Here is a 25,731-nt window from a genome sequence, read left to right as displayed (position 1 = left end):
TCTCTGCCCGAACAGGCTCCCGGCGCTTTTATTAGGCGTACACGCAGCCGGTTAGGGCAGAAATAGAACTAGAAATAATCAAAAAACAAACAAAATAGGAGAAACCATGAGTGTAAAAACTTTTGATGAGCGGCTCGCTTCTATGAAAGCCAATCGTGAAGCCCGCGGGGGAGTGCAAGGTCTCTATCACGCTAATATCAACGTGCTAAATCGCGACACTTTAGAAGATGCAATGAAAAACCCGGAAAAATACCCCCAGCTAACGGTGCGGGTTTCCGGCTATGCAGTTAACTTCGTGAAGCTAACTCGCGAACAGCAGCTAGACGTTATTTCCCGTACTTTCCATAACCAACTCTAAAATTTAAATATTGGTGCCGGGCGGGTATCTTCCTTCTGCAAGGAGATGCCCGCCCTCACCATAAATAGAATCGAGTATTCACCAAAGGAAACAGACAAGGCGGGGCTAATGGAAATAACTGGCGGTGCCGAAAATATCAGCGTCAGTGCTGATGGGATTACCGGAGAATATGCTCCCGAGCCCTTAGAAGAGCAAGTTCCTCGTACGCGCGGTTCCGGTTTAGGAGCGCTAAGAGAAGCCCCCGAGATGAGCCACTCCCAGCACAACCAGGCTGTCCGCGAAGGCAAGCTAGCTTCGGTGCACTCCTGGGAATTGGTGACTGCCGTAGACGGCCCCGGTACCCGGCTTACCCTGTTTTTATCAGGCTGCCCGTTGCGCTGCCAATACTGCCACAACCCCGATACTTTCCAGATGCGTTCTGGGCATGCAGTCACTCTTACCGATGTGTTTAAGCTGGTAACACGTTATCGCGCTATTTTTAAGGTCACCGGAGGGGGACTGACTATTTCTGGGGGCGAAGCCCTAATGCAGGTGAATTTTGTGCGAAACCTGCTGCGACGCTGTCACCAGGAAGGTATCCATACTTGCCTCGACACTTCGGGATTCTTAGGTGCCAATCTGGCCGATGCTGATTTAAAGAATCTGGATTTAGTTCTTCTGGATGTTAAAAGCGGAGACGAAAGCACCTATCACCAAGTGACTGGACGCGCCCTTGCCCCTACGATTACTTTTGGCGATCGTTTAGCTGAAGCCAAAGTCCCGGTGTGGGTGCGTTTCGTGTTGGTTCCTGGGCTAACCGATGACCCAGAAAATATTGCGAAAGTAACACAGATTGCCCAGCGTTGGTCAAATCTGGAACGCCTCGAGATCTTACCGTTCCATCAGATGGCTCGGGACAAATGGGAAAATCTGGGCTTGGACTATCAACTAGCAGACACCCCGGTGCCTACTAAAGAACAGGTAGAGGCAGCGAAACAGATCATGCGCGAACAAGGTATCCAACAGGTGTTTTCTTCCTAAACCACTGTTTCCCTAACGTGGGGGAAGAAAACGCCAATCTTCCCGGCACATTTTCGACAGCTCAAACTGCTGGCAGAACTGGCTAGCTGTTTCCACCGGGGCAAACCCTAAGGAACTAGAAAGCAACCCCAAGATTTCAGCGTTATTCACCCCGCGCTCTCCAAGTTCAGCCAAAGTTACTGCCCCATCGCGTTTAGCCAAACGTTGCCCCGTTTGATTCAGCACTAAAGGAACATGCACCCAAGAGGGCGGGGTAGATCCTAATAGCTGATGCAGATAGTTTTGCCGGGCAACCGAAGATAACAAGTCCCGGCCGCGGCACACCTGGGTTACCCCTTGATAAGCATCATCAACGACACACACAAAATTATAAGAAAATACTCCATCAGAACGGCGGAGCACAAAATCATCAACTACCCCGGTCTGGGGCCCGTAAACCGCATCCGTGAAAGTCAAAGTTTCTTGATTGCTGCGCAGGCGAAGCGCAGGGCCGCGTCCTACTTTTGCAAGTTCTTCCCGCTTCCGGGCGCGCTGGGTGGGGGTGAGACCCCGGCAATAACCCGGATAAGCCCCCGGAGGGGTATGCGGGGCCGAAGCAATTTGCGATAGCTCCCGGCGCGAACAGTAACATTCATAAACCAAACCCGCTGCTTTAAGCTGCGCAAATGCCTCCTCATAGCGGCTGCGGCAGTTAGACTGCACCAAAGGTTCCCCGTCCCAATCAATCCCGAGAGCCGCTAAATCTTTAAGTTGCAGGGCGCGGAAAGGCTCACGGGAGCGGGCATCTAAATCCTCAAAACGCAGCACGAAACGCCCGCCGCTTTGCCGAGCGAGCGCCCACCCTATCAGGGCAGTGCGCAGATTTCCCAAATGCAAAGCGCCAGTAGGACTGGGCGCGTATCGACCAACGAGCGTAAAACTGCCCTCCGCTAGTAGGGTAAGTAGAAACGGCTTCATTTTAATCGCAATGAGCACCTAGGTAGAATAGCCAGGTAATAACTTAATCCGTAACTAGGAGGATCAAACGTGGCAGCACAGGCAGCAGGGCTAATCAACGTCCAGATTGCAGGAGAGACTAAAGAGGTAGCTGCCACTTGTACCGGTCTGGATTTGTGGGGCAAAGACCGCAGCGTGGTAGCTATGCGGGTCGCGGGCGAAGCCTGGGACCTGGCGCGTACCCTTCCCGAGGGGGCGCAGGTAGAACCGATTACTGCTGATAGCGAAGCGGGATTAGAAATTATTCGCCACTCCGCTACCCACGTCCTCGCCCAAGCGGTGCAACAGATTTACCCCGATGCCAACCTGGGAGTCGGTCCCTACATCACTGACGGTTTTTACTACGATTTTGGCAATATTGATCCGGTAACTCCCGAGCTGTTAAAAGACCTGGAAAAACGGATGAAGAAAATCGTTAAAAGCGGGCAGCGTTTTGTGCGGCGGGAAGTAAGTGACGATGAGGCGCGCCAGGAACTCGCCGATCAGCCCTACAAGTTGGAACTGATCGAATCCAAAGGTCACGGTCCAGATCAGGCCGAAGGTGCCAGCGTAGAAGTAGGCGCCGGGGGACTAACCATTTATGACAATGTTGAACGTTCCGGCGAGTGTACCTGGAAGGATCTGTGCCGCGGCCCGCATGTACCTAACACCCGCTATATCGGTAACGGTTTCGCCCTAACCAAATCTTCTGCCGCCTATTGGAAGGGCGACCAAGCTAATGATCACCTGCAACGCATCTACGGCACCGCCTGGGCCAGCAAAGATGATCTGGTTGCCTATCAAACCCGTATACGCGAAGCCGAAAGACGTGATCACCGTAAACTGGGACGCGAACTGGATCTGTTCTCCTTCCCGGACGAGATTGGCTCCGGCCTGCCGGTATTCCACCCCAAAGGCGCGATTATCCGCAACGAAATGGAAGAATACTCCCGCAAACGGCATATCGAATCCGGGTATTCCTTTGTTTACAGTCCCCACATCACCAAAGCTGACTTGTTCAAAACCTCGGGCCACCTGGACTGGTATGCCGACGGCATGTATCCGCCGATGCACCTAGATGAAGAGCGCGACCAGGAAGGGAATATCACTAAGCAGGGGCAAGACTATTACCTGAAACCCATGAACTGCCCCATGCATAACCTGATTTTCGCTTCCAAGGGGCGTTCTTACCGCGAATTGCCGCTGCGGCTTTTCGAGTTCGGTACCGTGTACCGTTACGAAAAATCCGGGGTGGTGCATGGACTCACCCGCGCTCGCGGATTCACGCAAGATGATTCCCACATTTATTGCACTCGCGAGCAGATGCGCGATGAGCTGGCCAGCCTGCTAACTTTCGTCCTGGATCTGTTAAAAGATTTTGGGCTAGAGGATTTCTATCTGGAGCTGTCCACCAAGAATCCCGCTAAGTTCGTAGGTGATGATGATACTTGGGAAGAAGCTACCCGCACTTTGGAAGAGGTAGCGACTGCTTCGGGACTGAAACTGGTTCCGGATCCGGGCGGGGCCGCCTTCTACGGGCCAAAAATCTCGGTACAGGCCAAAGATGCGATTGGGCGCACCTGGCAGATGTCCACTATTCAATTGGACTTCAACCTGCCGGAACGTTTCGACCTTACCTACACCGCTGCCGATGGTTCTCACCAGCGTCCAGTGATGATTCACCGCGCCCTCTTCGGCTCGATAGAGCGCTTCTTCGGGGTGCTCCTGGAACACTATGCCGGAGCCTTCCCCGCCTGGCTGGCACCTGTCCAGGTGCGCTGCGTACCGGTAGCCGAGGCGTTCAACGACTACCTATTCAAAGTTGCTGAACAGCTACGCAAACAAGGGGTGCGAGTCGAGGTCGATACCTCCGATGATCGTTTCGGGAAGAAAATCCGTAACGCTTCTAAAAATAAAATACCCTTTACCCTGATTGCCGGGGGCGAGGACGCAGAGGCGGGGGCGGTTTCTTTCCGTTACCGGGATGGCAGCCAAGAAAACGGGGTACCGATAAGTGAGGCTATCGCCAAGATTGTTGCCGCGATTGCAGAACGGAAATAACTGATGGCTTCGCCGGATTCGACTTCGCTGCCGACCGAAGATTCACGCGCCTTTGGGGGGATACCCGATGCCTTTCAGCGTCTGTGGACTCCCCACCGTCAGGTCTATATTTCCGGTGAGGCCCGTCCAGCCACTAAGGAAAGTGAAGACTGCCCCTTTTGTGCCGCTCCTAGTCGCAGTGACGAGGACGCCCTGATTGTTTATCGGGGAGAAAAAGTCTTCGCCCTCATGAATTTGTTCCCCTACAACTCGGGGCATATATTGATTTGTCCCTACCGGCATATATCCGAATACATTGACCTGGACGAGGACGAGCGCGCCGAATTCGGGGAAGTAACCGCGAAGGCGATTAGAACCTTGAAAAAGGTGGCGAACCCCGCCGGTTTTAACCTGGGGATGAATCAAGGGGAAGTTGCCGGAGCCGGTATCGCCGGACACCTGCATCAACATATTGTTCCCCGCTGGGCAGGGGATGCTAATTTCTTCCCCCTAATCGCCCGCTGTAAAGCAGTGCCGCAACTTCTAGGTGACGCCCGCGAACAACTAGCTAAGGGTTGGCAGGGGTAATTAATGCTGGGAAACCATGGACGAGGTCTAGCTAGCGCTATTTTCACCGCCCCCGCGAAGCTGCTGGCTAAAGCGGGGGTAACCCCCAATATGGTCACTGTTGCCGGTACCGTAATCAATATGGCCTTAGCTATCGGCTTGTTGGCACGTGGCTACTTGGCTCTCGGCGCGGCTTTGATTGGCGTCACCGCCTTCGCCGACTCTCTAGATGGGGTGCTTGCGCGGCTTACCAATCAGACCAGCGAGTTTGGAGCCTTCCTGGATTCTTCTTTAGATCGCCTTGCTGATGGCGCGATTTTTGGTTCCCTGCTTTATTGGGCGATTAGTGGAATGGCTCCGGGAGGAATCCGTACCAGCACTATCATCGCTACTATCTGCGCCCTGGTAGGGGCGGCGGCGGTTCCCTACGTGCGCGCCCGTGGCGAAGCCCTGGGGGTAGTGGCCAAAGTGGGGATTGGGGAGCGTACCGATCGCCTAGTAGTCGCCCTGGTGGGGGCAGGGATAACCGATTTGGGAGCGCCGCTTATCTGTTTTCCAATCGCGCTTTCCTGGGTGGCGTTCGCTAGTTTCGTGACCGTGGTGCAAAGAATCATGTTCGTCAGAAAGCACTTGAAGTAAGTGAAAACTGAGATTATTTCGAGCGAAAAACTAGCGCGGACAGGCTTAAAACTCCTGTCCAAAGTACCCCTTCCGGTTGCTCACAGTATTGGAAATCTGATTGGGGAAGTACTCTACCGGATAAACACTTCCGGGGCTGACCAATACCGGAAAAATCTGCGACATTTAGGGATTCCGGAAGACGAAATCGAAAAGACGGTGCGGAGCGGTCTAAAAGGCTATATGCGGCTATTTTCGGAAACTGCCCTGTTGGGGAGATTCTCTCCTTCCCAAATCCTGGCTCGTGTCCGCATCTGCGGTAATCGGGAATCCTTTCTGGAAGACTGCGCGCGTGGCAATGTTTGCTTGGCGCTCACCCATTCGGGAAACTGGGATCTTGCTGGTTATTTTGCCAGCCAGGAAGTAATACCGGTATTAACGGTGGCAGAAAAAGTAAAACCCGAAGCCCTCTTCCAGGCATTCACTCAAGTACGGCGACAAGCAAATATGCAGATAATCGCGGTAGAAAAAGGGGAAAAGCCTTTCGCTAGCCTAGTGGCAGCCGCTAGGGAAGGACACTATCTGATTCCGCTGCTCGCTGACCGGGATATTACCGGCAGCGGGATAGAAGTTACCCTGGGAAACTCAAAAGCCCTAGTAGCAGCGGGACCAGCCGCCCTCGCCCAGAAAATTAATGCTCCCCTTTATTGCGGGCATATCTCTTTGGAAAGGTTAGGACGCGCCCGCCAGGGAGCAGCCCGCTCTCGCTGGGGGATAGTGATTAACCTTGCCGGACCGATAAAGCCCGATAAGGTAGAAACTATGACCAGGGATTGGGCACAAAAAGTCGGGACAATGATTTTGGATTCCCCCGAATCTTGGTTCATGCTGCAAAAATTATTTATTGCTGATTTAGATCCGGAGCGCCTAGCGCGGGCACGCCGGCGTAACCGAAAGGAGGGGCAGCGTTGAAAATCGGGATTGTCTGCCCCTACGCCTACGATGTACCGGGAGGAGTCCAGTTCCACGTCCGGGATCAGGCAGAAGAACTGCGGCGGCGAGGTCATGAAGTTTCAGTATTTGCACCGGTAGAAACCGAATATAGCGAGGATGGATTTATAAACGCCGGGAAAACTTTTGCGATTCCCTACAACGGTTCTATTGCCCGCCTGGCGTTCGGACCGCGAGTGGCAGCCCGCACGCGCCAATGGGTAACCACCAGTGATTTCGATATTTTACATGTGCATGAACCAGCTACGCCCTCGGTGTCTCTAATTGCGCTGCAACATGCGCGTTGCCCGGTGGTGGGTACTTTTCACGCCGCTATCGAAAAATCCTTGCTCTACACCTTGGGCAAACCGGTGGTGCAGTCGGTAAAAGAAAAGCTCAGCGCGCAAATTGCAGTCTCTGAGGAGGCGCGGCGAACCTTGCAGCGTTACCAGGGCGGGGACGCTATTGTTATCCCTAATGGTGTTGACTATCAAGCCTTTGCGCAGGCAAGTCCCACTCCAAAGTGGCAGCAAAGTGAAGAATCACCGGTGTTCTGTTTCCTAGGGCGCCTAGATGAACCTCGAAAAGGACTGTCGATCCTGGTAGCAGCCATTCCGATGGTGTTAGAAAAATATCCTGCCGCTCGCTTCTTAATTGCTGGTCCCGGCACCGCTAGCCGCGCCCGGGCTACCCTAGCGTCATTCGGAAAAAACGTAGAGTTCTTGGGCACGCTTAGCGAAGCAGAAAAAATAGCGCTGTTTAGCTCGGCGACTGCCTATATTGCGCCCCAAACCGGAGGAGAGTCCTTCGGGATTGTGCTGGTAGAAGCCATGGCAGCTAACTGCCTGGTAGTTGCTTCCTCGATTCCCGCGTTTACTGCGGTACTTGAGGAAGGGCGCCTCGGTAAAATTTTTACTTCCGAGGACGCGGTCTCACTGGCTGAAAAGCTGCTGGAAGTTTGCGAAAATCGAGAAGCAGCTGCCCGCTTAGCAAAGCGGGGACACCAGGGAGCAAAACGTTATGACTGGTCGGCGGTCACTGACCAAGTGTTAGCGGTCTATGAACGCTGCCGGGAACACCAACTCGAAAACTAGCGATCATAACGGTTAGTGAGTTTTGGTAGTGCCAATAGGAAAAAATATAATTTCCCCGGTTAGACTAGAGTCAGCCCAGCAAAGGAGAAATAGGTGAGCCAGATGAATCCGGGATATTCGCCCGCCGCGCTCGCCCAACCTGATGCTGCCGCTAACTATCAGCAGCTTCCCGACCAGCTAGTACAAGACTACAGTTTCGATGCCCTCAGTCTGCCGGTGGATCCCCTGATTCCGCATCCGGCAATTTCCCAGCGAGTATCTTCGCAGCCGCTGCTGGTAGATCCGGGAGCAGAGAAAGCTAGTCGCCGCTCCCGGATGCGATCTTTTCCCTGGCTGGAAATGATTTGCTTAATAGCTGCCGGAGGCGGGCTTAGCTATTTCGCGCTGTTTATCTCCGCCGAAGAGTCAGTTACCACCACCATCGGGGCGGTAATGGCTGCCTTATTGCCCATGGCGATTGTGGTTATCGTGATGGTTTGGCTTGACCGTTGGGCGCCAAAACCGTGGTGGTTGCTGGTAATCGCCTTTCTCTGGGGAGCCGGGATTGCTTCTGCCTGCGCCTTAGGGGTAAATACCTTTTCGGGGAAAGCTCTGCAATCAGTAGATTTTGGCCCCACTCCCTTCCAGTCTTTCGGGGTTCTAGCCACCATCGTGGCACCCATAGTAGAAGAGTCTTTAAAAGGTCTTGGGGTAGTAATCATCATGTTGACCAGGCGGCGCTCAGTTAAAAGCCCTCTAGACGGGGTAGTGATTGCCGGAATCTTGGCGGCTGGCTTCGCCTTTACCGAAAACGTCCTGTATTTCGCGCGTTTTTATGATCAGCTCCCGGTAGTTTTCTTTATGCGTGCCATGCTTGGCCCCTTCGGTCATACCGTCTACACCTCGGTTTTTGGTCTGGCTTTAGGGATGGCGCTTACCCGGGTGGCTTCCCCAAAAATGCGCATTATTCTTCCGGTTTCCGGACTAGTATCCGCCATTTGCCTCCATGCCGCCTGGAACGGACTAGCCACCTATTCTGCCTTGCTGTTCCTGGTTTCCTACCTATTTTTCTGGGGACCGATGTTTATCACTTGGCTAGTCATTAACCTGGTGGTTTCGGTGCGGCAACGCAATGCTATCGAAAGTGGACTGCAAGCCTATATTGCGGCTGGTTGGATTGATGTGCGAGAAGCACAAATGCTTTGCTCGCTTTCTGGGCGGCGGCGGGCTCGCAAATCGGCACGTACTATTTCCCCTGCTGCTCGCCGGGCGTTATCAGCTTTCCAACAGGCTTGTACCGTCCTGGCGTTGAACTATGTATCCAGTTCTCATCGTGGTCTCTCTCCCAGTGTAGAAAAAGAAAACCAGGAGGCGGTCAAGAAGTTGCTACAGGCTCGCAAGGCTTTTGCGGTGGCCAGCGCGCCGGTGGGTGCTTATCGTATGGGGCGAGCCTAGGTGAATTCCGATTTTCAGGTGCCGCGTCCCCTCCCGAATCCTTTTCCTGTTGGTGATGAAAATCCTTTAGGTAGCGACTGGCCAATCGATCAGGATGGTTACCCCGGTCGCTACGCTGCCCGGATAGTGGCGTTCGATTCTCGAGGGCGCATCCTTTTAATCAGTGGCCACGATTTTTCTGATCCCACCCATCGCTGGTGGTTTACCCCCGGAGGGGGGATTGAAGGCGGAGAAACCCGCGAACAAGCGGCTCTGCGGGAATTTAAAGAAGAAACTGGAATCACCCTTGAACGTGATCAGCTGCAAGGCCCGGTACTTTACCGGGAATCTTTGCTAAAGTTTCGCAAACTTTGGGCTATCCAGGCAGAACATTATTTCCTGGTGCATTTAAATGCAGATGCACCCCGGGCTTTTCCAGCCCAGTGGACGCCCTCAGAAAAGCAACTTTTAGAAGATATCCGCTGGGTTCCCCTTACGGAACTTGCGTCCTTGGGCGAGGGGGAAACTATCTATCCTAACTGCCTCCCCGAACTGGCACAGCAGTGGGCGAGCGGTTGGGACGGCAACTGCCTAAGCATCTACGATTAAGGCTATTTAGACGCTGAGGGCGCAAAGGCGCTAAAATCGGGCTTGTATTTTGAAATGCAATTGCGCGAACGGAACTTAAGGAGAGCGAATGTCGGGTCACTCAAAGTGGGCTACCACCAAGCATAAGAAAGCGGCAATAGACGCTAAGCGGGGCAAACTATTTGCCCGTTTGATTAAGAATATCGAGGTAGCAGCTCGTACCGGTGGCGGGGATCCCGCGGGAAATCCCACCCTTTTTGACGCGATCCAAAAAGCGAAAAAGAACTCGGTACCCGCTGATAACATCAAACGGGCAGTTGCCCGCGGCTCCGGAGCTGAGGCCGGGGGAGCAGACTGGCAGACCATCTCCTACGAAGGTTACGGCCCGGGCGGGGTAGCGATGCTGGTAGAGTGCCTGACCGATAATAAGAATCGCGCGGCCGCCGATGTGCGCACTGCCTTTAGTAAAAACGGCGGTAACTTGGCTGATCCCGGCTCCGTTTCCTATCTATTTAACCGGATCGGTGCTATCGAGGTGGCTAAAGCCGAGGGCGTAGACGAAGACACCATTTTGATGGCGGTTCTGGATGCGGGAGCCGAGGAAGTAGAGGAAGGCGCGGAAAGCTTCACCGTTATTTGTGATCCCACGAATCTGGTTGAGGTGCGCAAAGCCTTGCAGGAATCCGGCATTGACTACGATTCGGCAGAAACCCAGTGGAAGGCTACCACCGAATCAGAGCTAGATTTGGCTAAGTATCGCCAGGTGATGCGACTTATCGATGCCCTAGAAGACAGCGATGACGTGCAAGATGTATTCACTAATCTTTCGGTTAGTCCCGAGGTACAAGCCCAATACGAGGAAGAAGAATAGGGTCGATCTTTGCGGATTATCGGGATTGACCCCGGTCTTACTCGCTGCGGGATCGGGATCATCGATATGGATTCTCAGCGGCGTGCCCAGCTGGTGCATGTCGAGGTAGCCCGCTCTCCGCAAAATATGGCATCCCATTTCCGCCTAGATAAAATCCGCCGACGGATAGCAGCCGCTATCGAAGAATACCAGCCGGAAGTCATGTCGATTGAGCGGGTATTTGCCCAAGACAACGTGCAGTCGGTTACTTCTACCATGTGGGTGATGGGTATAGCTATGAGCGAGGCCGCGGCTCACAGGCTACCGCTAGCTATCCATACCCCCTCAGAGGTTAAAGCCGCGGTCACCGGCTCCGGGGTCGCGAATAAAGCCCAAGTGCAACACATGGTGCAACGGATTTTGCGGATGGAAAAAGTGGTGCGGCCTGCTGACGCTGCCGATGCGTTAGCAATCGCGATTTGTCATGGTTGGCGTCAGGACGGTTTGCAGGGAGCGAGCCGGGATGGCACCGTTAACGTTTCCTTATCGGGCAAGATTTCTGCACGGGGAAATCTGACTGCTGCCCAAAAGGTGTGGGCGCAGGCGCAGGCGACAAGCCGGCGCACCGGCGCGGTTGATCCCCGGCTTAGGCGAAATAAGGGCAAGTAGGATAGCGTTTATAACCAGTAGCCAGCTAGCGGAGATAATAAATGATTACGCATTTATCGGGAACCATCGAGGAAGTCAGACTAGACAAAGCCACTATTGAGGTGGCAGGCATGGGTTACACTTTTTTCGCTACCCCCGCTACTTTGTCTACCCTGGAAGTCGGCAAACAGGTGAAGATACTTACTCACCTGGTGGTGCGCGAAGATGCTTGGCTGCTTTTCGGTTTTGCGGGGCGCGATGAGCGCGATATTTTCTCCACCCTAATCACCATTTCTGGAATCGGTCCCAAGCTGGCGCTAGCCGCCCTCGCAGTGTTTAGCCCCGATGAGCTACGGGCAGCAGTATCCCAAGGTGACCTGGCGGCGCTTACTCAAATTCCGGGGGTAGGTAAGAAATCGGCGCAACGCATCCTAGTGGAAATCGGGGATAAGCTAGGGGAGCCTGCTGGGGAACAGACCGAGGCTAGTGGCGGGATCGGCAGCGCCGGACGCGAGGAAGTTTGCCACGCCCTCGAACAGCTAGGGTGGCGAACCCCGCTGGCGCAAAAAGCAGTGAAAGAGGCGGCTGAAGCCAATCCGAAAGCGCAGGTGCCGGAGCTTTTGCGTGCGGCCTTACAATTGCTAGGTAAGCATCACGCATAGGGGAGCGCAGTGGAAGAAACGAACGAGTGGGCGATTAGCTCTCCGGTAGGACCGGGGGCAGACGAGGTTGAACGGGCAGCAGAGGCGGCGCTGCGCCCGAAAGACCTAGAATCTTTTGTAGGACAAGAAAAGATTCGCCGCCAGCTCGATCTGGTACTCAAGGCTGCTATCGGACGGGGAACTACCCCGGATCATGTGCTTTTGGCTGGTCCTCCCGGATTGGGTAAAACCACTTTGGCGATGATTATCGCCCATGAAACCGGGACTTCTCTGCGACTAACCTCCGGCCCGGCGATTCAGCACGCCGGAGATCTAGCGGCAATCCTTTCGGCTCTGCAAGAGGGCGATGTGCTATTCATCGACGAGATTCACCGTTTAGCGCGCACCGCGGAAGAGATGCTTTATCTGGCGATGGAAGATTTTCGCGTCGATGTGGTGGTTGGTAAAGGCCCGGGTGCGACCTCGATTCCGCTAACCTTGCCGCCGTTTACGGTAGTGGGAGCAACTACCCGCTCCGGATTGCTACCGGCACCTTTGCGGGATCGTTTCGGTTTTACCGCTCACTTAGACTATTACAGTCCCGAGGAATTGCAGCAGGTATTAACTCGTTCGGCTCGGCTGATGGAGGCGGAACTGGATCCGCAGGCAGCCTCCGAAATGGCGGCGCGTTCGCGGGGAACTCCCCGGATTGCTAATCGTCTGCTCCGCCGCGTAATCGACTATGCCCAGGTGCATGGAGATGGGGAGCTTTCCCTGCAGGCAGCCAAAGCCGCCCTCGACCTGTTCGAAGTGGATCCGGCCGGCTTAGACCGTCTGGATCGCTCAGTGCTGCAGGCGCTATGTGAGCGTTTTGCCGGCGGACCGGTAGGTCTGACTACTTTGGCGGTTTCGGTGGGAGAGGAACCAGAAACGGTAGAAACTGTTTCGGAGCCTTACCTGGTGCGCCAAGGCTTTATTGCCCGCACTCCCCGAGGGCGAATTGCTACCGCTAACGCCTTCGCCCATTTAGGGTTAACTCCGCCCCGTGGGGGCAGTGAAGCCTCACTTTTTGACTTGGGTGAGAGCGAATCAGGGGGCTACTGGTCACAAAACCGCCCAAAACCGGGTATGAAAGATGAAACAGACGTGCTTTAACGCTTAGAATCATTAAGGTTAAGAATTTTAGATTGGAAGGTTGACAATGGGTAGTGGGTTACTTCTAGCGGTTATCGCCGCGTTTCTAGTGATGATGATCTTTTCTTCACGCAACGCTAAGAAGAAGCAGGCGGAGCAGCGCGAAAAACTGGCAAACGATATGGTACCGGGTGCCTGGGTAATGACCACCTCGGGTTTTTACGGTCGTTATGTAGAAACCGATGGGGACGTAATCGTGCTAGAAACTTCCGATGGCACCGAAACCCTGTGGACTACGCGAGCAATCGTTAGCGTAGGCAATCCGCCTTTTGCCCCCGATGCTGATTCTGCCGCGGAGGACGCAGAAAACGAAGCAGCTGACGAGACGGATAAGCAGCCTGCAGAAGATTCAAAAGAAGAGGTCAAAGAGGACGAAAATCCTGCTGCGGAGGCAGAGGATTCTTCTTCCGAAGACAGCAATTCTGACGAAGAGAATAAGTAAGCGAAGAAATAATCACCGTACTTAACGGAAAGAACAACATTGGCGAAGAAAAAATATCACGCCGGACGCACACTGGCGTTTTTCCTGGTACTTGTGCTGGCTCTTGCGGGAACTCTACTGGTAGGGGTACTCACTAAGAAAGCAAAGCCTACTCCCTCTTTGGCTTTGGATTTGGAGGGGGGAACCCAGCTGATTCTTACCCCGAAAGGCAACGCCGCATCAGGGGCAAAACGTGCGGTTACGGCAGAAGACATTACGCAGGCGATTGAAGTTATTCGCCAACGTATCGACGCCTCGGGCGTATCTGAAGCCGAGATTACCTCCCAGGGTAACTCCAATATCCTAGTTGCGCTGCCGGGTAATCCCTCGAAAGAAACTTTGGACTTGGTGCGCCAGTCTGCAGAGTTGTATTTCCGGGCGGTATTGCGTTCTGCCCCCGGGGTTCCGCAATCGGTGATGGCACAGCAGGCAGAGCAGCAAAAATCGGGGAAGAAAGAGGCTCCAAAGGCTAATATCGACCCGCAGGCTTTTGCCAAGCAGATGGCGGATATTAACGGTGACGGTAAGATCAGCGATCAGCCGGTCAGTCAACCGAAAGACAATTCGGATGATGCCTGGATTACCGAAAAAATCCTGGAAGAGTTCTACGCTAAAGATTGTCAGAAGAAGAGCTCGCGGGAAGGCGGCTCCTCCGGCGATATTAAGAAACCCCTGGTAGCTTGTTCTAGCGAAGGACATGAAAAATATATTCTTTCTCCGGCAGAAGTCTCGGGGGCGCGGATTTCTTCTGCAGAATCCGGGATGGGTACCGGAGCCTCCGGACAGTCCACCGGTCAGTGGGTAGTTAATCTGGCTTTCGATAAGCAGGGGGCTTCCCAGTTTGCGGATATTACCGCCCGGATGATGAAGTTCCGGAACCAGCCGGTGGCGGGAGAAAATGGCCTACCGCCAGGGAAAAATAATGATAAGAACCGGTTTGCAATCGTACTCGACGGCTTGGTGGTTTCAGCCCCGGGAGTAAATAACGCGATTACTAACGGAAAAGCCGAAATTTCTGGCTCCTTTACGCGATCTTCTTCCACCGCTCTTGCTAACCAGCTAAAGTTCGGTTCGCTGCCGCTTAACTTCGATGTGCAATCCGAACAGCAGGTTTCGGCAACTCTCGGTGCTGACCAGCTACGATACGGGGTTATCGCCGGTATTATCGGCTTGATTCTGGTGGTGTTCTACCTGATTTGGCAATACCGCGGACTAGCGGTGGTGGCAGTAGGCTCCCTAGTAAGCGCCGGGGTAATCCTCTATCTGGTATTGACTTTGCTTTCCTGGTCCATGGGTTACCGCCTGTCGCTAGCCGGGATTGCGGGCGTCATTGTCTCAATCGGTACTACCGCGGACTCCTTCATTATTTACTTTGAGAGAATCCGCGATGAGGTTCGCGATGGTAAAGCCCTCTCTAGCGCAGTCAGCGTTGGTTGGGATCGCGCAAAACGCACGATTGTTACCTCCGACTTGGTGAACGTACTGGCTGCCTGCGTACTGTACTTCCTGGCGGTCGGCGGGGTGCAAGGCTTCGCCTTCACCCTCGGGGTCACCACTTTGATCGACTTGGCGCTAATCTTCATCTTCACCCACCCGATGATGGTCTGGCTGCTGCGCTTTAAGTTCTTCGGCGAAGGACATAAGCTCTCCGGTCTAGATCCGGAGCACCTGGGGGCGCAACGCGGCACCTATCGTTATGTAGGCGCCGGTAAGGTTCGTAAGATTCGCTCTGTGTACAAAACTAAGCCGGAAGATGACGCAGAAAAGTCAGATGATGACAAAGCTGAGGAAGTAGAAGCGGCAAAAGCGGATTCCGGTGGGGATGATGCTGCCTCAGAAGCACTGGCGTCAGTATCCGGGACGGACCAGGAGGATGAAAAATGAGTTTCGCAAGTTGGGGTAATGCCCTCTATTCTGGTCGCAAATCCTACAAGTTTATTGATAACCGCAAATACCTGTTGATTGCCGGCGTCGCCCTAATGCTGATTTCGGTATTGGCAATGTCGGTGCTGGGATTGGAACGCTCAATCGATTTCAAGGGTGGAACCGAGTTCACGATTTCTTCAGTCACCGGACGCGACCAGGCGCCTGCCCGCAAAGTTGTGAACGCCAATCCTAAACTGAAGGGGGCTTCGGTTAACTCGGTAGGTGCTTCTTCGGTGCGCGTGCAATCGGTATCCCTGGATACTAACTCTAAACGCCAGGTAGTCACCCAGCTGGCGAAAGCCTATAAGTTGCCAGAAGCTAAGGTTGCGGCGACTACTATTGGTCCATCTTGGGGAGCGGACGTTACCTTTAAGGCGCTGCAGTCACTGGTGATTTTCTTTATCCTGGTGGCCCTGATGCTGTGGGCGTACTTTAAAACCTGGACTATGGCGTTTTCGGCGTTGTTTGCGCTTTGCCATGACGTGCTAATCACCGGTCTAGTTTTGGCGCTAACCCGGGTAGAGATTTCTCCGGCCACCATCATCGGGGTACTCACGATTTTGGGTTACTCCCTCTATGACACGGTGGTGGTTTTTGACAAGGTGCGCGAACTTTCGGTTGATTTCGAACAGCAAACCCGCTCTACTTATGGCGAGATTGTTAACCTGGCGATTAACCAGACGCTGGTGCGCTCAATTAACACCTCGGTAGTAGCGCTGTTGCCAGTAACCTCGATTCTGCTGATTTCCTGGATTTCCCTGGGAGGGGGTACCCTGCGCGATATTTCCTTGGCACTGTTCGTAGGAATGATTGCCGGTACCCTGTCCTCAATCCTGATTGCACCCTCTATGCTGATGGTGCTGCGTTCTCGCACCGAAAAGATTTCCAGCCACACCCAAAAGGTACTGGAGAAGCGCTCTGGTGGAAGCGACCAGGAAGATGGGAAGGCTCCTGAAGTTAGCCGGGTGGCACACCCGCTGAAAGCCGGGCATCACCAGGGGCAACAGGCGCAACCCAAACGTACCTCCAGGAGTAAACGATGATAAACCCCAAACTGGCTCCCCTAGGGAAAATTATCCGCGAGAATTTGCGGGACGTACCAGATTTTCCGCAAACTGGGGTACTCTTTAGGGATATTTCTCCGCTGCTGGCTAACGGGGAAGCTTTTTCCCAGCTAGTGAAAGGGCTAGCCGACTTTTATCGAGGTCGGGTGGATTTGGTTGCCGGTCTGGAGTCTCGCGGATTCTTAATTGCGGCTCCGGTAGCAGTCGAACTGGGGCTGGGTACCTTAATGATTCGCAAAGCCGGGAAACTTCCCGGTCCGGTAATCGGAATCGATTACGGCCTCGAATACGGAAAATCCCGGATGGAACTGCAGCCGGATTCCATTGCGAAGGGCGCGCGAGTTTTAGTACTTGATGATGTGCTGGCTACCGGCGGCACTGTAAATGCATCAGCGGCGCTGATTAAACGTGCCGGGGCAGTAGTGGAATCGGTGTGCGTTTTGATGGAGCTGGAAGAACTCGATGGGCGTGAGCATATCGGCGACCTAGAATGTGAAGCCCTGACTCTGATTTAGCCTAGTTACGCATCTCTGTTTACTCCTAGTGTCCTTTCTAACTGGAAACTTGGGGAAATGACTGGTGGGTCACTAAACTAGATACATGACTTCTACCACTCCCGATGAGGGCGCCAACGCAGTTCCGTCCTCGCGGGTGCGTGCGTCTTTGGCCTGGTTAACTGGGCGTTCTAAGAACATTGATCCCCATATTCAAGCCTTGGTGCGGGCGCTACGAGCCAATCATCCCAAAGCGGATATTTCGCTAATCGAACGCGCCTATCAGACGGCATCACGCTGCCATGAAGGTCAGTTTCGTAAATCGGGGGAGCCCTATATCACCCATCCGGTAGCAGTTGCTACTATCTTGGCGGAAATTGGGATGACCAGCACCACCTTGGCGGCGGCGCTGCTGCATGACACGGTAGAGGACACTGACTACACTCTCGAGCAACTGACTGCTGATTTTGGGGAAGAAATCGCCCTGCTGGTTGATGGGGTAACTAAACTCGACAAAGTCACCTACGGACAGGCAGCACAGTCTGAAACTGTGCGCAAAATGATTATCTCCATGTCCCGCGATATTCGGGTGCTGGTGATAAAACTGGGCGACCGCCTCCACAATGCTCGTACCTGGAAATATGTTTCCCCCAAATCGGCGCAAAATAAAGCGCGCGAAACTCTAGAGATTTTTGCGCCCTTAGCGCATCGCTTAGGGATGAACACCATTAAATGGGAGCTAGAGGACCTGGCCTTTAAAACTCTCTACCCCGAGCTATATGAAGAAATCGATAACTTGGTGCATGAACGCGCGCCCGAGCGCGAAAAATATCTGCGGGAAGTAATCGACAAAATCAAAGAAGATTTACGGATAAATAAAATTGCGGGCGAAGTTACTGGTCGCCCCAAACACCACTATTCGATTTATCAAAAGATGATTGTGCGCGGACGCGACTTCGATGATATCTATGACCTGGTTGGGGTGCGGGTGCTGGTAGAAACAGTGCGGGACTGCTATGCGGTGTTAGGGGAGATGCATGCGCGCTGGAACCCGATCCCGGGGCGTTTCAAAGACTATATTGCCATGCCCAAATTCAATCTTTACCAGTCACTGCATACTACGGTGGTGGGACCGGGGGGCAAACCGGTAGAAATCCAGATTCGCACCCGGGAGATGCATCGCCGCGCCGAATATGGCATCGCGGCTCACTGGCGTTACAAAGAAGACCCAAACGCTAAATCTGCGGGTGATAATAAAGCTCCATTGGCAGATAGCGATGAAATGGGCTGGCTGCGCCAATTGGTGGATTGGCAAAAGGAAACTCAAGACCCGGGCGAATTTTTAGATTCGCTGCGCTATGAAATGTCGGGCTCCCGGGTATATGTGTTTACCCCGGCGGGGGAAGTTAAAGACCTTCCTGCCGGATCCACACCGGTAGATTTTGCCTACTCGGTACACACCGAGGTCGGAAATCGTACGGTAGGGGCAAAAGTAGGTGGCAAACTGGTTCCCCTGGACACCAAATTGGAAAACGGGGACAGTGTAGAGGTACTAACTTCCCGGTCGCCTAATTCAGGGCCTTCTCGGGATTGGTTAAAGTTCGTTGCCAGTCCCCGGGCGCGCAACAAGATTAAGGCCTGGTTCTCCAAAGAACGGCGCGAAGAAGCTATCGAGGCGGGGCAAGACCTCATTTCTAGCTATATGCGCAAACAGAATCTGCCGCTGCAGCGGCTAATGAGCCATGACACTATGACGGCGCTAGCTTCCGGCATGGGGTATAGCGACATTTCTGCCCTCTACGCGGCGGTGGGATCTCATCATGTTTCTCCCGCCAATGTAGTGGACAAACTAATGGAAAGCGCCGGGGGAGAAGACGGCGCTGAAGAAACCCTGTCTGAAGCGGTACTTCCCGAACAGGTAGAAGCCCGCCCTCTGGGCGGTAACGAAGGTACCGGCATCCAGGTAGAAGGGATGAAGCAAGGGGAAATCTGGACGAAGATTGCCCGCTGCTGCAATCCCCTTCCCGGAGATGAAATCGTAGGTTTCGTTACCCGCGGACACGGGGTGTCAGTCCATCGTAAAGAATGTACCAACGCCCAAAACTTAATGGTTCATCCCGAGCGAGTGGTACAAGTTTCTTGGGCTGAACATCCGACTGCAAAATTCCAGGTAGAAATTGAGATTCAGGCGCTAGATCGCGAAGGTTTGATTAACGACATTACCAAGGTGCTTTCTGATTATCGCGCCAATATCTTGGCGGCCTCTATGAACACCTCCTCGGATAGGGTTGCCAGTTCCCGCTATACTTTCGAGGTAGCGGATTCGCGTTATTTGCACACCATCTTGAGTGATATTCGCAAAGTCCCGGGGGTATTTTCCGCCCATCGCACTACTCGTACCTTACGGAAGTAAGCGGTTAGCCAAGTTAAGCAGGCGCCTGGGATTCCAGCAATCACCTCCGGGAAGATTGGGGTGGCGTTTACAAAAACGAAAGGTAGCCCAGGGGCTAAGCAGCTTAACTTCCCCTAGGCGCAGGAATTGTGCCTGGTTTTCCCCAGTTTCTTCTGCGCCAAGAGAAATGGAGATGCCTTTGCCTTCCCTTTTAGATCCCACGGTTGTAATGCCGCGCTCGGTTAACAGGCGCCTGGCGGAGGCATCGAAGTGAACCCAAAAGCGAGAGTCGGCGCCGCGTAAGGGGCGGCGAGCACTGGCGATATACAGGTTTTGTGGAGGAAGCTCCTGACCTGCCCACACCCAAGCAGCGGAATGCCCGGTTAAGAAACAATCTTTTGGCAGCAGGGGAGCCAGGAAGAGGGCACGTCCATAGATTGAAGATAAGGTTACTGCCTCCGCCAGAATCTCGGAATTAGTACCCTGCCAGCAGACAAAACGGTTCCCGCGGGTTAGTGCTGCCCGCGCTGATCCATGTAAAACCTGGTTTTCATGCGCATCAACCAGAATTGCTTCCATACATTAAGCTTCCGCCCCCAAAGAGGAAAGCAGAAAGCCAGAAAAACCCCGCAAGGAAAACTTGCAACCACCTAAACTGTGGAAAAGGTTATCCCTGGTAGCGCGCCTGGGCGAAGAAGGGGTTGTGGGCTTTTTCCAATCCGAACACTGTGGCCGGGCCGTGTCCGGGCAACAACACGGTGTCTGGGTCAATCACGTTTTGTAAGGTGCGCAAGGTATGCAGCATTTGCTGGGAGTCGCCGCCGGGCAGATCAGTGCGTCCTACCGAGCCGAAAAAGATTACGTCCCCCGAGAGGGCAAGTTTTTGTGGTTTTTCCTGCTTTCTCTGCGATTCTGCTAGCCAGTTATCGTAGATGTCTTGTGCCTCCTGCGCCGCGCTTCCGCTAAGGTCGCTGGCTTCAAAAAGAAATAGGGTAGAGCCTTCGGTGTGTCCGGGAGCCGGGACTGCCCGCAGGAAAATCCCGGGTGCTAGTTCTGCACCTTCACTGGTGGCAGCAGCTGGCAGCACTTGCAGGTTTTCGGGTTCTTTCCAGGGCGGAAGGGATAATTCGTGTTCTGTGCGTTCGCGCGGATCTAGTTTTTCCGGGTGGAAACGGTATTCATCGGGGGCAGGAATATAAACCGGAGCTTTACCAGCCAGCGCGTGAGCATCCCATATATGGTCAGCGTGTCCGTGGGTACACAATACCGCCGCTACCGTCACCTCTAGACGGGATAGTGCTTGTTTCAGCTGCTCTAATGCACCATGCCCGGGGTCTACAATTAGCGCCTGGTCACTGCCGGGAGCTAGCAGCAGATAGGGATTTTCCGAATAGAAGGGGGCATAAAACTTTTCAATCCTCATAGGCTCATCTTAAAGGATGTGCGTCCTTGGTGCTTTAGCTGCACTAGGGCATAATATGGTTAGGGAGCAACAAGCTCCACGCGCAAGCGGCTAAGCCTAGCCGTGAAAATAACTGATTTAAGGAAAAATTAGTGACTGAACAGCCCGATACCGCTCCGAAGCCCAAACCTGTACCCACCCCAGGGAAGATTCGTCTACCTCGGGAAAATAAACCGGTAATGCCGATAAAAACCCCTGACTTTTCGGCAGCGCTGCCCTTTGGGCGCGTCGATGAAGAGGGACGCGTTTGGGTTAAAGATGGGGAAGAAGAACGTCAGATTGGACAGTTCCCCGCAGAAGTACCTGAGAACCCGTTAAATATCTATGTGCGGCGTTACCTGGATTTAGCAGCCCAAATATCTTTATTTGCCGAACGGCTACCTAAACTTGCTGAACGCGAGATTGACCAGACTATGAAGTCTTTGCGTGAGCAGGTCAGCGAACCGGCTGCAGTGGGTGACCTTCCGGCTTTGCGGGAAAAAGTTGCACAGTTGCAAGAAAAAGCCGATAAACGCAAGGAAGAGGCGGCGGCTCAGCGGGCAGAGGCTAAAGAAGAGGCACGTAAGAACCGCGAAAAAGTGGTGGCGAGAGCAGAAGAAATCGCCGCGCAGGATTCTGCCCGCACCCAGTGGAAACAATCCGGGCAAGAACTGCGGGATTTGCTAGACGAGTGGAAGCGCCTCCAGCATGCTGGACCGCGGATTGAACGCGCTATTGAGGATGAACTCTGGAAACGGTTCGCGGCGGCACGTTCTTCTTTCGATAAGAAGCGGCGGGTGTTCTTTAACGAGCTAGATGTTGCCCAATCCCAGGCCAAAGCCGCTAAAGAAAAACTTATTGTCGAGGCCGAAGCACTATCTAGTTCCACTAATTGGGGGGAAACTTCCCGGGCTTACCGCGATTTAATGCAACGCTGGAAGACCGCGGGGAGAGCTTCGCGTCGTGAGGACGATGCCCTTTGGCAGCGTTTCCATCGGGCGCAGCAAAAGTTCTTTGATGCCCGTAACGCCCAAAATGAAGCGGTAAACGCCCTCGAAACCGAGAATCTTCAGAAAAAAGAAGCCATCTTGGTAAAGGCAGAAGCCCTTAAAGAACTCACTGATGTGGAAGAACTAAAGGCTAAGTTGCGTCCGCTGCAAGAAAAGTGGGACGAGATTGGACATGTGCCGCGCGCCGATATCGACCGGGTGGAACGGCGGATGCGGGCGGTGGAAGATTACTTGCGCAGTCTAGAAGAAGAGAAATGGCGCAAGTCTAATCCCGAAACCAAGGCGCGCGCCGAAGGGATGGCGGGGCAACTTGTGGCTCTAATTGAACAGATTAAGGCGGAGATTGCCCAGGCGGAAGCGGCTGGGGATAGCAAAAAAGCGGCGGAACTAAAAGAGTCGCTAAAAGCCCGTGAGGCTTGGCTAAAACAGGTAGAGTCCTTTTAGGAGCTGTTAACGTCAACAAAGGGGTTTGTGATGAGCGAAGCGGGACTATCCCAGGCAGTTAAGAAAATGGAGGACGCCGGGGTTAGCCCTGCAGCTATCTCGGTATTTTCTCACTACTACCGGGTTTTAGAGGGCGAACATACCGGTTTTATCCCCGAGGAAACGATTTCGCCGCTTACCAGCGTGGATCGCCTGGAAGATTATCAGGTTGAACCCGGGCAGGCGCAGGCTGCTTTAGCAAAAACCGTAATGATTAAGCTCAATGGGGGGCTGGGAACCTCCATGGGGATGGATAAAGCCAAGTCTTTACTGCCAGTGCGCGCCGGGCTAACTTTCCTGGATATTATTTGCCAGCAAGTGATGGCGGCGCGGAAAGAATTTGGGGTTAGCTTGCCGCTGATTTTCATGAATTCTTTCCGCACCCAGGCAGACACTTTGGCGGCACTGCAGAACCATCCGGGAATTGAAGTTTCCGGGCTGCCTTTGGATTTCTTGCAGAATCAGGAACCGAAGCTGCGCGCCGATGATTTAACCCCGGTTTCTTGGGAAAAAGATCCCTCCCTGGAATGGTGCCCGCCTGGTCACGGCGATATTTATACCGCTCTTTATGGCTCCGGTCTGTTAGATAAACTGATCGATGCGGGCTACCGTTATGCGATGACTTCCAACTCCGACAACCTGGGAGCCACCCCGAATGCCCAGATTGCGGGCTGGTTTGCGGCCAGCGGCGCCCCCTATGCCGCCGAGCTGTGCATCCGCACGATCAATGATCGCAAGGGCGGTCATCTAGCTATCCGTAAGGTCGATGGACAACTGATTTTGCGGGATACTGCCCAGACTCCGCCGGAGCAGATGGATTACTTTACCGATGAGCATCGCCATCCCTTCTTCCACACCAATAACCTCTGGTTTGACCTGGTGAAACTACGGGACACTTTGATTGAGCGGAATGCGGTATTGGGACTCCCTTTGATCGCTAATCACAAGACGGTTGATCCCGCTGATTCGCAAAGCCCCGCGGTGATTCAAATGGAAACCGCGATGGGGGCAGCGATTGCTTCCTTTAAGGGAGCTACCGCGCTCCTGGTTCCGCGCAGCCGTTTCCTACCGGTGAAAACCACTAATGAGCTGACTTTGGTGCGTTCCGATATTTACGATCTGGGCGATAACTATCACTTGCACAAAGTCAATGACCAAGAAGTAGCAGTGGATTTGGATTCCCGCTACTTTAAGAAGATCGCTGATTTCGAGGCGCGTTTCCCGGCAGGGGTACCCTCTCTGCGAAAAGCGCAGTCTTTTAAAGTTAGCGGTCCCTATACCTTTGGTAAAGATGTAAAGGTGCAGGGTCAGGTTCACTTGGAAACTGCGGAAGAACAACAGGTAGCTGCCGGTACTATCCTGGCTGGTTAGCAGGTTAAATCCTGGATATTATTTTCACAATTGTGTTTTAGAAGCTCGACAAGGGCTACCGGTTGCAGTCGCGGTGACCGATTCCCCTGTTAGCACTACCTTTTCTCCGGGGTTTTCCCTGAAGAACATCCCTAGCTGCGGCGCTTACGCTTAAAGTCGCGTTTCTTGCCACTCTTTTTGCCGGGGCCTTCATCTTCCCGCATCCGCAAGGTGCGCCCTGACACCCGGGCTTTAGCAATCTTGCGGATAGTTTCCGGGGAAAGCGGCCGTGCCATTTCCACCAGAGAGAAACTCTGCAGAATATCGATATGCCCCACATCGCCACCTTTGAGGCCGCCTTCTCCGGTAATTGCCCCCACTATGGCGCCAGGTTTAACCCGATCTCGGCGTCCTACCTCCACTCGGTAGCGCCGAGCAGAAGGAGAAGAGAAGTGGCGACGAGCCGCCCCCTTGCTGCGTATTTCCTTCCCGGAGGCACCTTCGCGCCCCTCCTCAAAACTGGCAGATATGAACCGCCCCAGCTCATCAACTTTTTCTTCCCGCCGGACACGGAAATCAAGATGCCGTTTTTCCGGCCCGAAGTCACCGCTAGCTAGCGCCAGCAGCGCCGCGGCGGCGTCCCCAATATCTATCCCCTCGGAAACCACCAGGTCTTGAATAGCGTCATAGTAGACATCCATTTCCCCCTTTTCCAAGCGGGTCTTAACGCGCTGGCTCATCCGACCTGCCCGTGCCTGCGCCACCTGGGCGGGGGAGGGAATAAATACCTCGGTCATTTTTTCGCCGGTGAGCTTTTCGATTACGCGCTTACGAGGACGCTCCCGGGGAGTAAAGAAAGTAAGCGAAGTACCTTCGCGTCCAGCTCTACCGGTACGTCCAATGCGGTGCACATAAGCTTCAGCTTCCCGGGGGACGTCGTAATTTACTACCAACCCGATACGCTCAACGTCTAAGCCGCGGGCAGCTACATCGGTAGCTACCAGGACATCCAGACTGCCTTCTCGCAGGCGGGCTACAATCCGTTCCCGTTCTGCCTGTGGGACATCGCCGCTAATAGCGGCAGCTAAGAACCCGGCTTTTTGCAGTTCTGATCCCAGTTGTTCGGCATCTATGCGGGTACGCACGAACACGATCGCGGCCGCAGCCTCGCTAAGAGCCAGCACCCGAACCAAAGCCTCAGATTTGAACTTAAAAGGTACTACCGCATAAGTCTGATTTACGGTCTCTACTGTGGAAGATTGCGGCGCGATTGAAATTTCCACCGGATCTGACAGGTGCCGCTCCGCAATCCGTTTAATCGCCGGAGGCATAGTGGCGGAAAAGAGGGCGCGAATGGCATCCGGGTTGGCGCCGCTGGCAATCTGGTCCACGTCCTCCGAAAACCCCATCCGCAGCATCTCGTCCGCTTCGTCCAGGACAAAAAATTTCAGTGCCGATAAATCTAGTTCCCCGCGTTCCATTAGATCCATAATGCGTCCGGGAGTACCGACCACAATTTGGGCGCCCTCCCGCAAAGCCGAAATCTGCGGGCCGTAGGACGCACCGCCATAAACCGCCACTACCTTTAGTTTCATTCCCCGGGAAAATTCGGTGAGGGCGGTGGCAGACTGCGCGGCCAGCTCCCTGGTAGGAGCTAGAATTAAGGCTTGTACCCGCGCAGCTTTATTGCAGGCTGCCAAAATTGGCAGTCCAAAGGCGGCGGTTTTCCCAGTACCGGTTTGGGCGATTCCGACAACATCTCGCCCAGCCATTAGCGGGGGAATACCCTGCCGTTGGATCGGGGTGGGCTCGCTAAAGCCCATGCAGTTTAAAGTATCTAAAATAATTTCCGGTAACCCCAGGTCAGAAAAGAAAGTGGGTTCTTCTGCAAGGATCTGTTCATTAGCGGTGTCTGCTTCGTAGCTGTCGAAGCTGCCCTCCCGGTTGAGTTCTTCGGTTTCGAAGTCGGGATTGGTTTCCAAAGGGGACGCACTCGCCCCCGCGGCTATTTCGCTCATTTATTTTTGCCTGTCTGCTTAATAACTATTCGCTTTAACGTTACCGGAGGTAGCAGCAAAGTTAGCAAATGCCAGC

General features: G+C 53.8%; 24 protein-coding genes. 20 read left to right on the top strand and 4 right to left on the bottom strand.

From position 1 onward, the window contains the following. Nucleotides 1-106: 106 nt before the first annotated feature. Both grcA2 and pflA read left to right on the top strand, forming a co-directional pair. The gene (gene grcA2, locus BQ5456_RS00825) at nt 107-358 is read left to right on the top strand and encodes an autonomous glycyl radical cofactor GrcA2 (RefSeq protein ID WP_071128333.1); all 252 of its coding nucleotides are present in this window, start codon (nt 107-109) and stop codon (nt 356-358) included. Between the two features lie 108 nt (nt 359-466). Next, nucleotides 467-1,378 (top strand): pyruvate formate-lyase-activating protein, encoded by a 912-nt coding sequence (gene pflA / locus BQ5456_RS00820; RefSeq protein WP_071128332.1) that lies wholly within the window; start codon nt 467-469, stop codon nt 1,376-1,378. A 12-nt stretch (nt 1,379-1,390) separates the two neighbouring features. Here the strand turns inward: pflA and gluQRS are convergent, their stop codons facing one another. Continuing rightward, nucleotides 1,391-2,353, bottom strand: coding sequence for a tRNA glutamyl-Q(34) synthetase GluQRS (gluQRS, locus tag BQ5456_RS00815; RefSeq protein ID WP_205407832.1), 963 nt, complete (start codon nt 2,351-2,353; stop codon nt 1,391-1,393). A 51-nt stretch (nt 2,354-2,404) separates the two neighbouring features. Between gluQRS and thrS the strand changes: the two genes are divergently transcribed. The 16 genes from thrS (at nt 2,405) to BQ5456_RS00735 (ending at nt 19,374) form a co-directional block, all read left to right on the top strand. Further along, entirely contained in the window at nt 2,405-4,414 is a 2,010-nt protein-coding gene (gene thrS, locus BQ5456_RS00810) for a threonine--tRNA ligase (RefSeq protein ID WP_071128331.1), read from the top strand. 3 nt (nt 4,415-4,417) lie between these two features. Next, nucleotides 4,418-4,981: an HIT family protein gene (locus BQ5456_RS00805; protein WP_071128330.1), complete on the top strand. Its 564-nt coding sequence runs from the start codon at nt 4,418-4,420 to the stop codon at nt 4,979-4,981. Nucleotides 4,982-4,984: 3 nt separating this feature from the next. After that, a complete protein-coding gene (gene pgsA, locus BQ5456_RS00800; RefSeq protein ID WP_071128329.1) occupies nt 4,985-5,599 on the top strand; it encodes a phosphatidylinositol phosphate synthase in 615 nt (204 codons plus the stop codon). Continuing rightward, the gene (locus BQ5456_RS00795) at nt 5,600-6,550 is read left to right on the top strand and encodes a phosphatidylinositol mannoside acyltransferase (RefSeq protein ID WP_083378283.1); all 951 of its coding nucleotides are present in this window, start codon (nt 5,600-5,602) and stop codon (nt 6,548-6,550) included. It begins immediately after the preceding gene. Continuing rightward, nucleotides 6,547-7,662, top strand: coding sequence for a glycosyltransferase family 4 protein (locus BQ5456_RS00790; protein WP_071128328.1), 1,116 nt, complete (start codon nt 6,547-6,549; stop codon nt 7,660-7,662). Before BQ5456_RS00795 ends, BQ5456_RS00790 begins: the two co-directional genes overlap by 4 nt. 102 nt (nt 7,663-7,764) lie before the next feature. Further along, on the top strand, nt 7,765-9,096 hold the full coding sequence (locus BQ5456_RS00785; RefSeq protein WP_235858576.1) for a PrsW family intramembrane metalloprotease: 1,332 nt from the start codon (nt 7,765-7,767) through the stop codon (nt 9,094-9,096). Continuing rightward, entirely contained in the window at nt 9,097-9,684 is a 588-nt protein-coding gene (locus tag BQ5456_RS00780) for an NUDIX hydrolase (protein WP_235858499.1), read from the top strand. Between the two features lie 88 nt (nt 9,685-9,772). Beyond that, the gene (locus tag BQ5456_RS00775; RefSeq protein WP_071128326.1) at nt 9,773-10,534 is read left to right on the top strand and encodes a YebC/PmpR family DNA-binding transcriptional regulator; all 762 of its coding nucleotides are present in this window, start codon (nt 9,773-9,775) and stop codon (nt 10,532-10,534) included. A gap of 9 nt (nt 10,535-10,543) precedes the next feature. Next, nucleotides 10,544-11,182: a crossover junction endodeoxyribonuclease RuvC gene (gene ruvC / locus BQ5456_RS00770; protein ID WP_071128325.1), complete on the top strand. Its 639-nt coding sequence runs from the start codon at nt 10,544-10,546 to the stop codon at nt 11,180-11,182. Between the two features lie 41 nt (nt 11,183-11,223). Beyond that, a complete protein-coding gene (gene ruvA / locus BQ5456_RS00765) occupies nt 11,224-11,823 on the top strand; it encodes a Holliday junction branch migration protein RuvA (protein ID WP_071128324.1) in 600 nt (199 codons plus the stop codon). Nucleotides 11,824-11,832: 9 nt separating this feature from the next. Then, a complete protein-coding gene (ruvB, locus tag BQ5456_RS00760) occupies nt 11,833-12,957 on the top strand; it encodes a Holliday junction branch migration DNA helicase RuvB (RefSeq protein ID WP_083378282.1) in 1,125 nt (374 codons plus the stop codon). A 46-nt stretch (nt 12,958-13,003) separates the two neighbouring features. Continuing rightward, complete coding sequence (locus BQ5456_RS00755; protein WP_071128323.1) at nt 13,004-13,438, top strand: preprotein translocase subunit YajC; 435 nt, start codon at nt 13,004-13,006, stop codon at nt 13,436-13,438. Between the two features lie 39 nt (nt 13,439-13,477). Further along, entirely contained in the window at nt 13,478-15,361 is a 1,884-nt protein-coding gene (gene secD, locus BQ5456_RS00750; RefSeq protein ID WP_071128322.1) for a protein translocase subunit SecD, read from the top strand. Beyond that, the gene (gene secF / locus BQ5456_RS00745; RefSeq protein WP_071128321.1) at nt 15,358-16,446 is read left to right on the top strand and encodes a protein translocase subunit SecF; all 1,089 of its coding nucleotides are present in this window, start codon (nt 15,358-15,360) and stop codon (nt 16,444-16,446) included. The genes secD and secF overlap by 4 nt, the downstream gene beginning before the upstream one ends. Continuing rightward, on the top strand, nt 16,443-16,982 hold the full coding sequence (locus tag BQ5456_RS00740) for an adenine phosphoribosyltransferase (RefSeq protein WP_071128320.1): 540 nt from the start codon (nt 16,443-16,445) through the stop codon (nt 16,980-16,982). Before secF ends, BQ5456_RS00740 begins: the two co-directional genes overlap by 4 nt. A gap of 85 nt (nt 16,983-17,067) precedes the next feature. After that, a complete protein-coding gene (locus tag BQ5456_RS00735; protein ID WP_071128319.1) occupies nt 17,068-19,374 on the top strand; it encodes a RelA/SpoT family protein in 2,307 nt (768 codons plus the stop codon). Here the strand turns inward: BQ5456_RS00735 and BQ5456_RS00730 are convergent. Next, a complete protein-coding gene (locus BQ5456_RS00730; RefSeq protein WP_071128318.1) occupies nt 19,363-19,932 on the bottom strand; it encodes a hypothetical protein in 570 nt (189 codons plus the stop codon). The genes BQ5456_RS00735 and BQ5456_RS00730 overlap by 12 nt on opposite strands. Before the next feature lie 88 nt (nt 19,933-20,020). After that, nucleotides 20,021-20,776, bottom strand: coding sequence for an MBL fold metallo-hydrolase (locus BQ5456_RS00725; protein ID WP_071128317.1), 756 nt, complete (start codon nt 20,774-20,776; stop codon nt 20,021-20,023). A 131-nt stretch (nt 20,777-20,907) separates the two neighbouring features. Between BQ5456_RS00725 and BQ5456_RS00720 the strand changes: the two genes are divergently transcribed. Beyond that, nucleotides 20,908-22,248 (top strand): DUF349 domain-containing protein, encoded by a 1,341-nt coding sequence (locus tag BQ5456_RS00720; RefSeq protein WP_071128316.1) that lies wholly within the window; start codon nt 20,908-20,910, stop codon nt 22,246-22,248. A 30-nt stretch (nt 22,249-22,278) separates the two neighbouring features. After that, on the top strand, nt 22,279-23,658 hold the full coding sequence (locus BQ5456_RS00715; protein WP_071128315.1) for a UTP--glucose-1-phosphate uridylyltransferase: 1,380 nt from the start codon (nt 22,279-22,281) through the stop codon (nt 23,656-23,658). A gap of 131 nt (nt 23,659-23,789) precedes the next feature. Here BQ5456_RS00715 and BQ5456_RS00710 read toward each other — a convergent pair whose 3' ends face one another. Continuing rightward, nucleotides 23,790-25,655 (bottom strand): DEAD/DEAH box helicase, encoded by a 1,866-nt coding sequence (locus BQ5456_RS00710; protein WP_083378281.1) that lies wholly within the window; start codon nt 25,653-25,655, stop codon nt 23,790-23,792. Between the last annotated feature and the right edge of the window lie 76 nt (nt 25,656-25,731).

It is taken from the genome of Varibaculum massiliense (genome assembly GCF_900106855.1).
Classification (GTDB): domain Bacteria; phylum Actinomycetota; class Actinomycetes; order Actinomycetales; family Actinomycetaceae; genus Varibaculum; species Varibaculum massiliense.
This window is presented reverse-complemented; position numbering and strand designations above follow the sequence as displayed.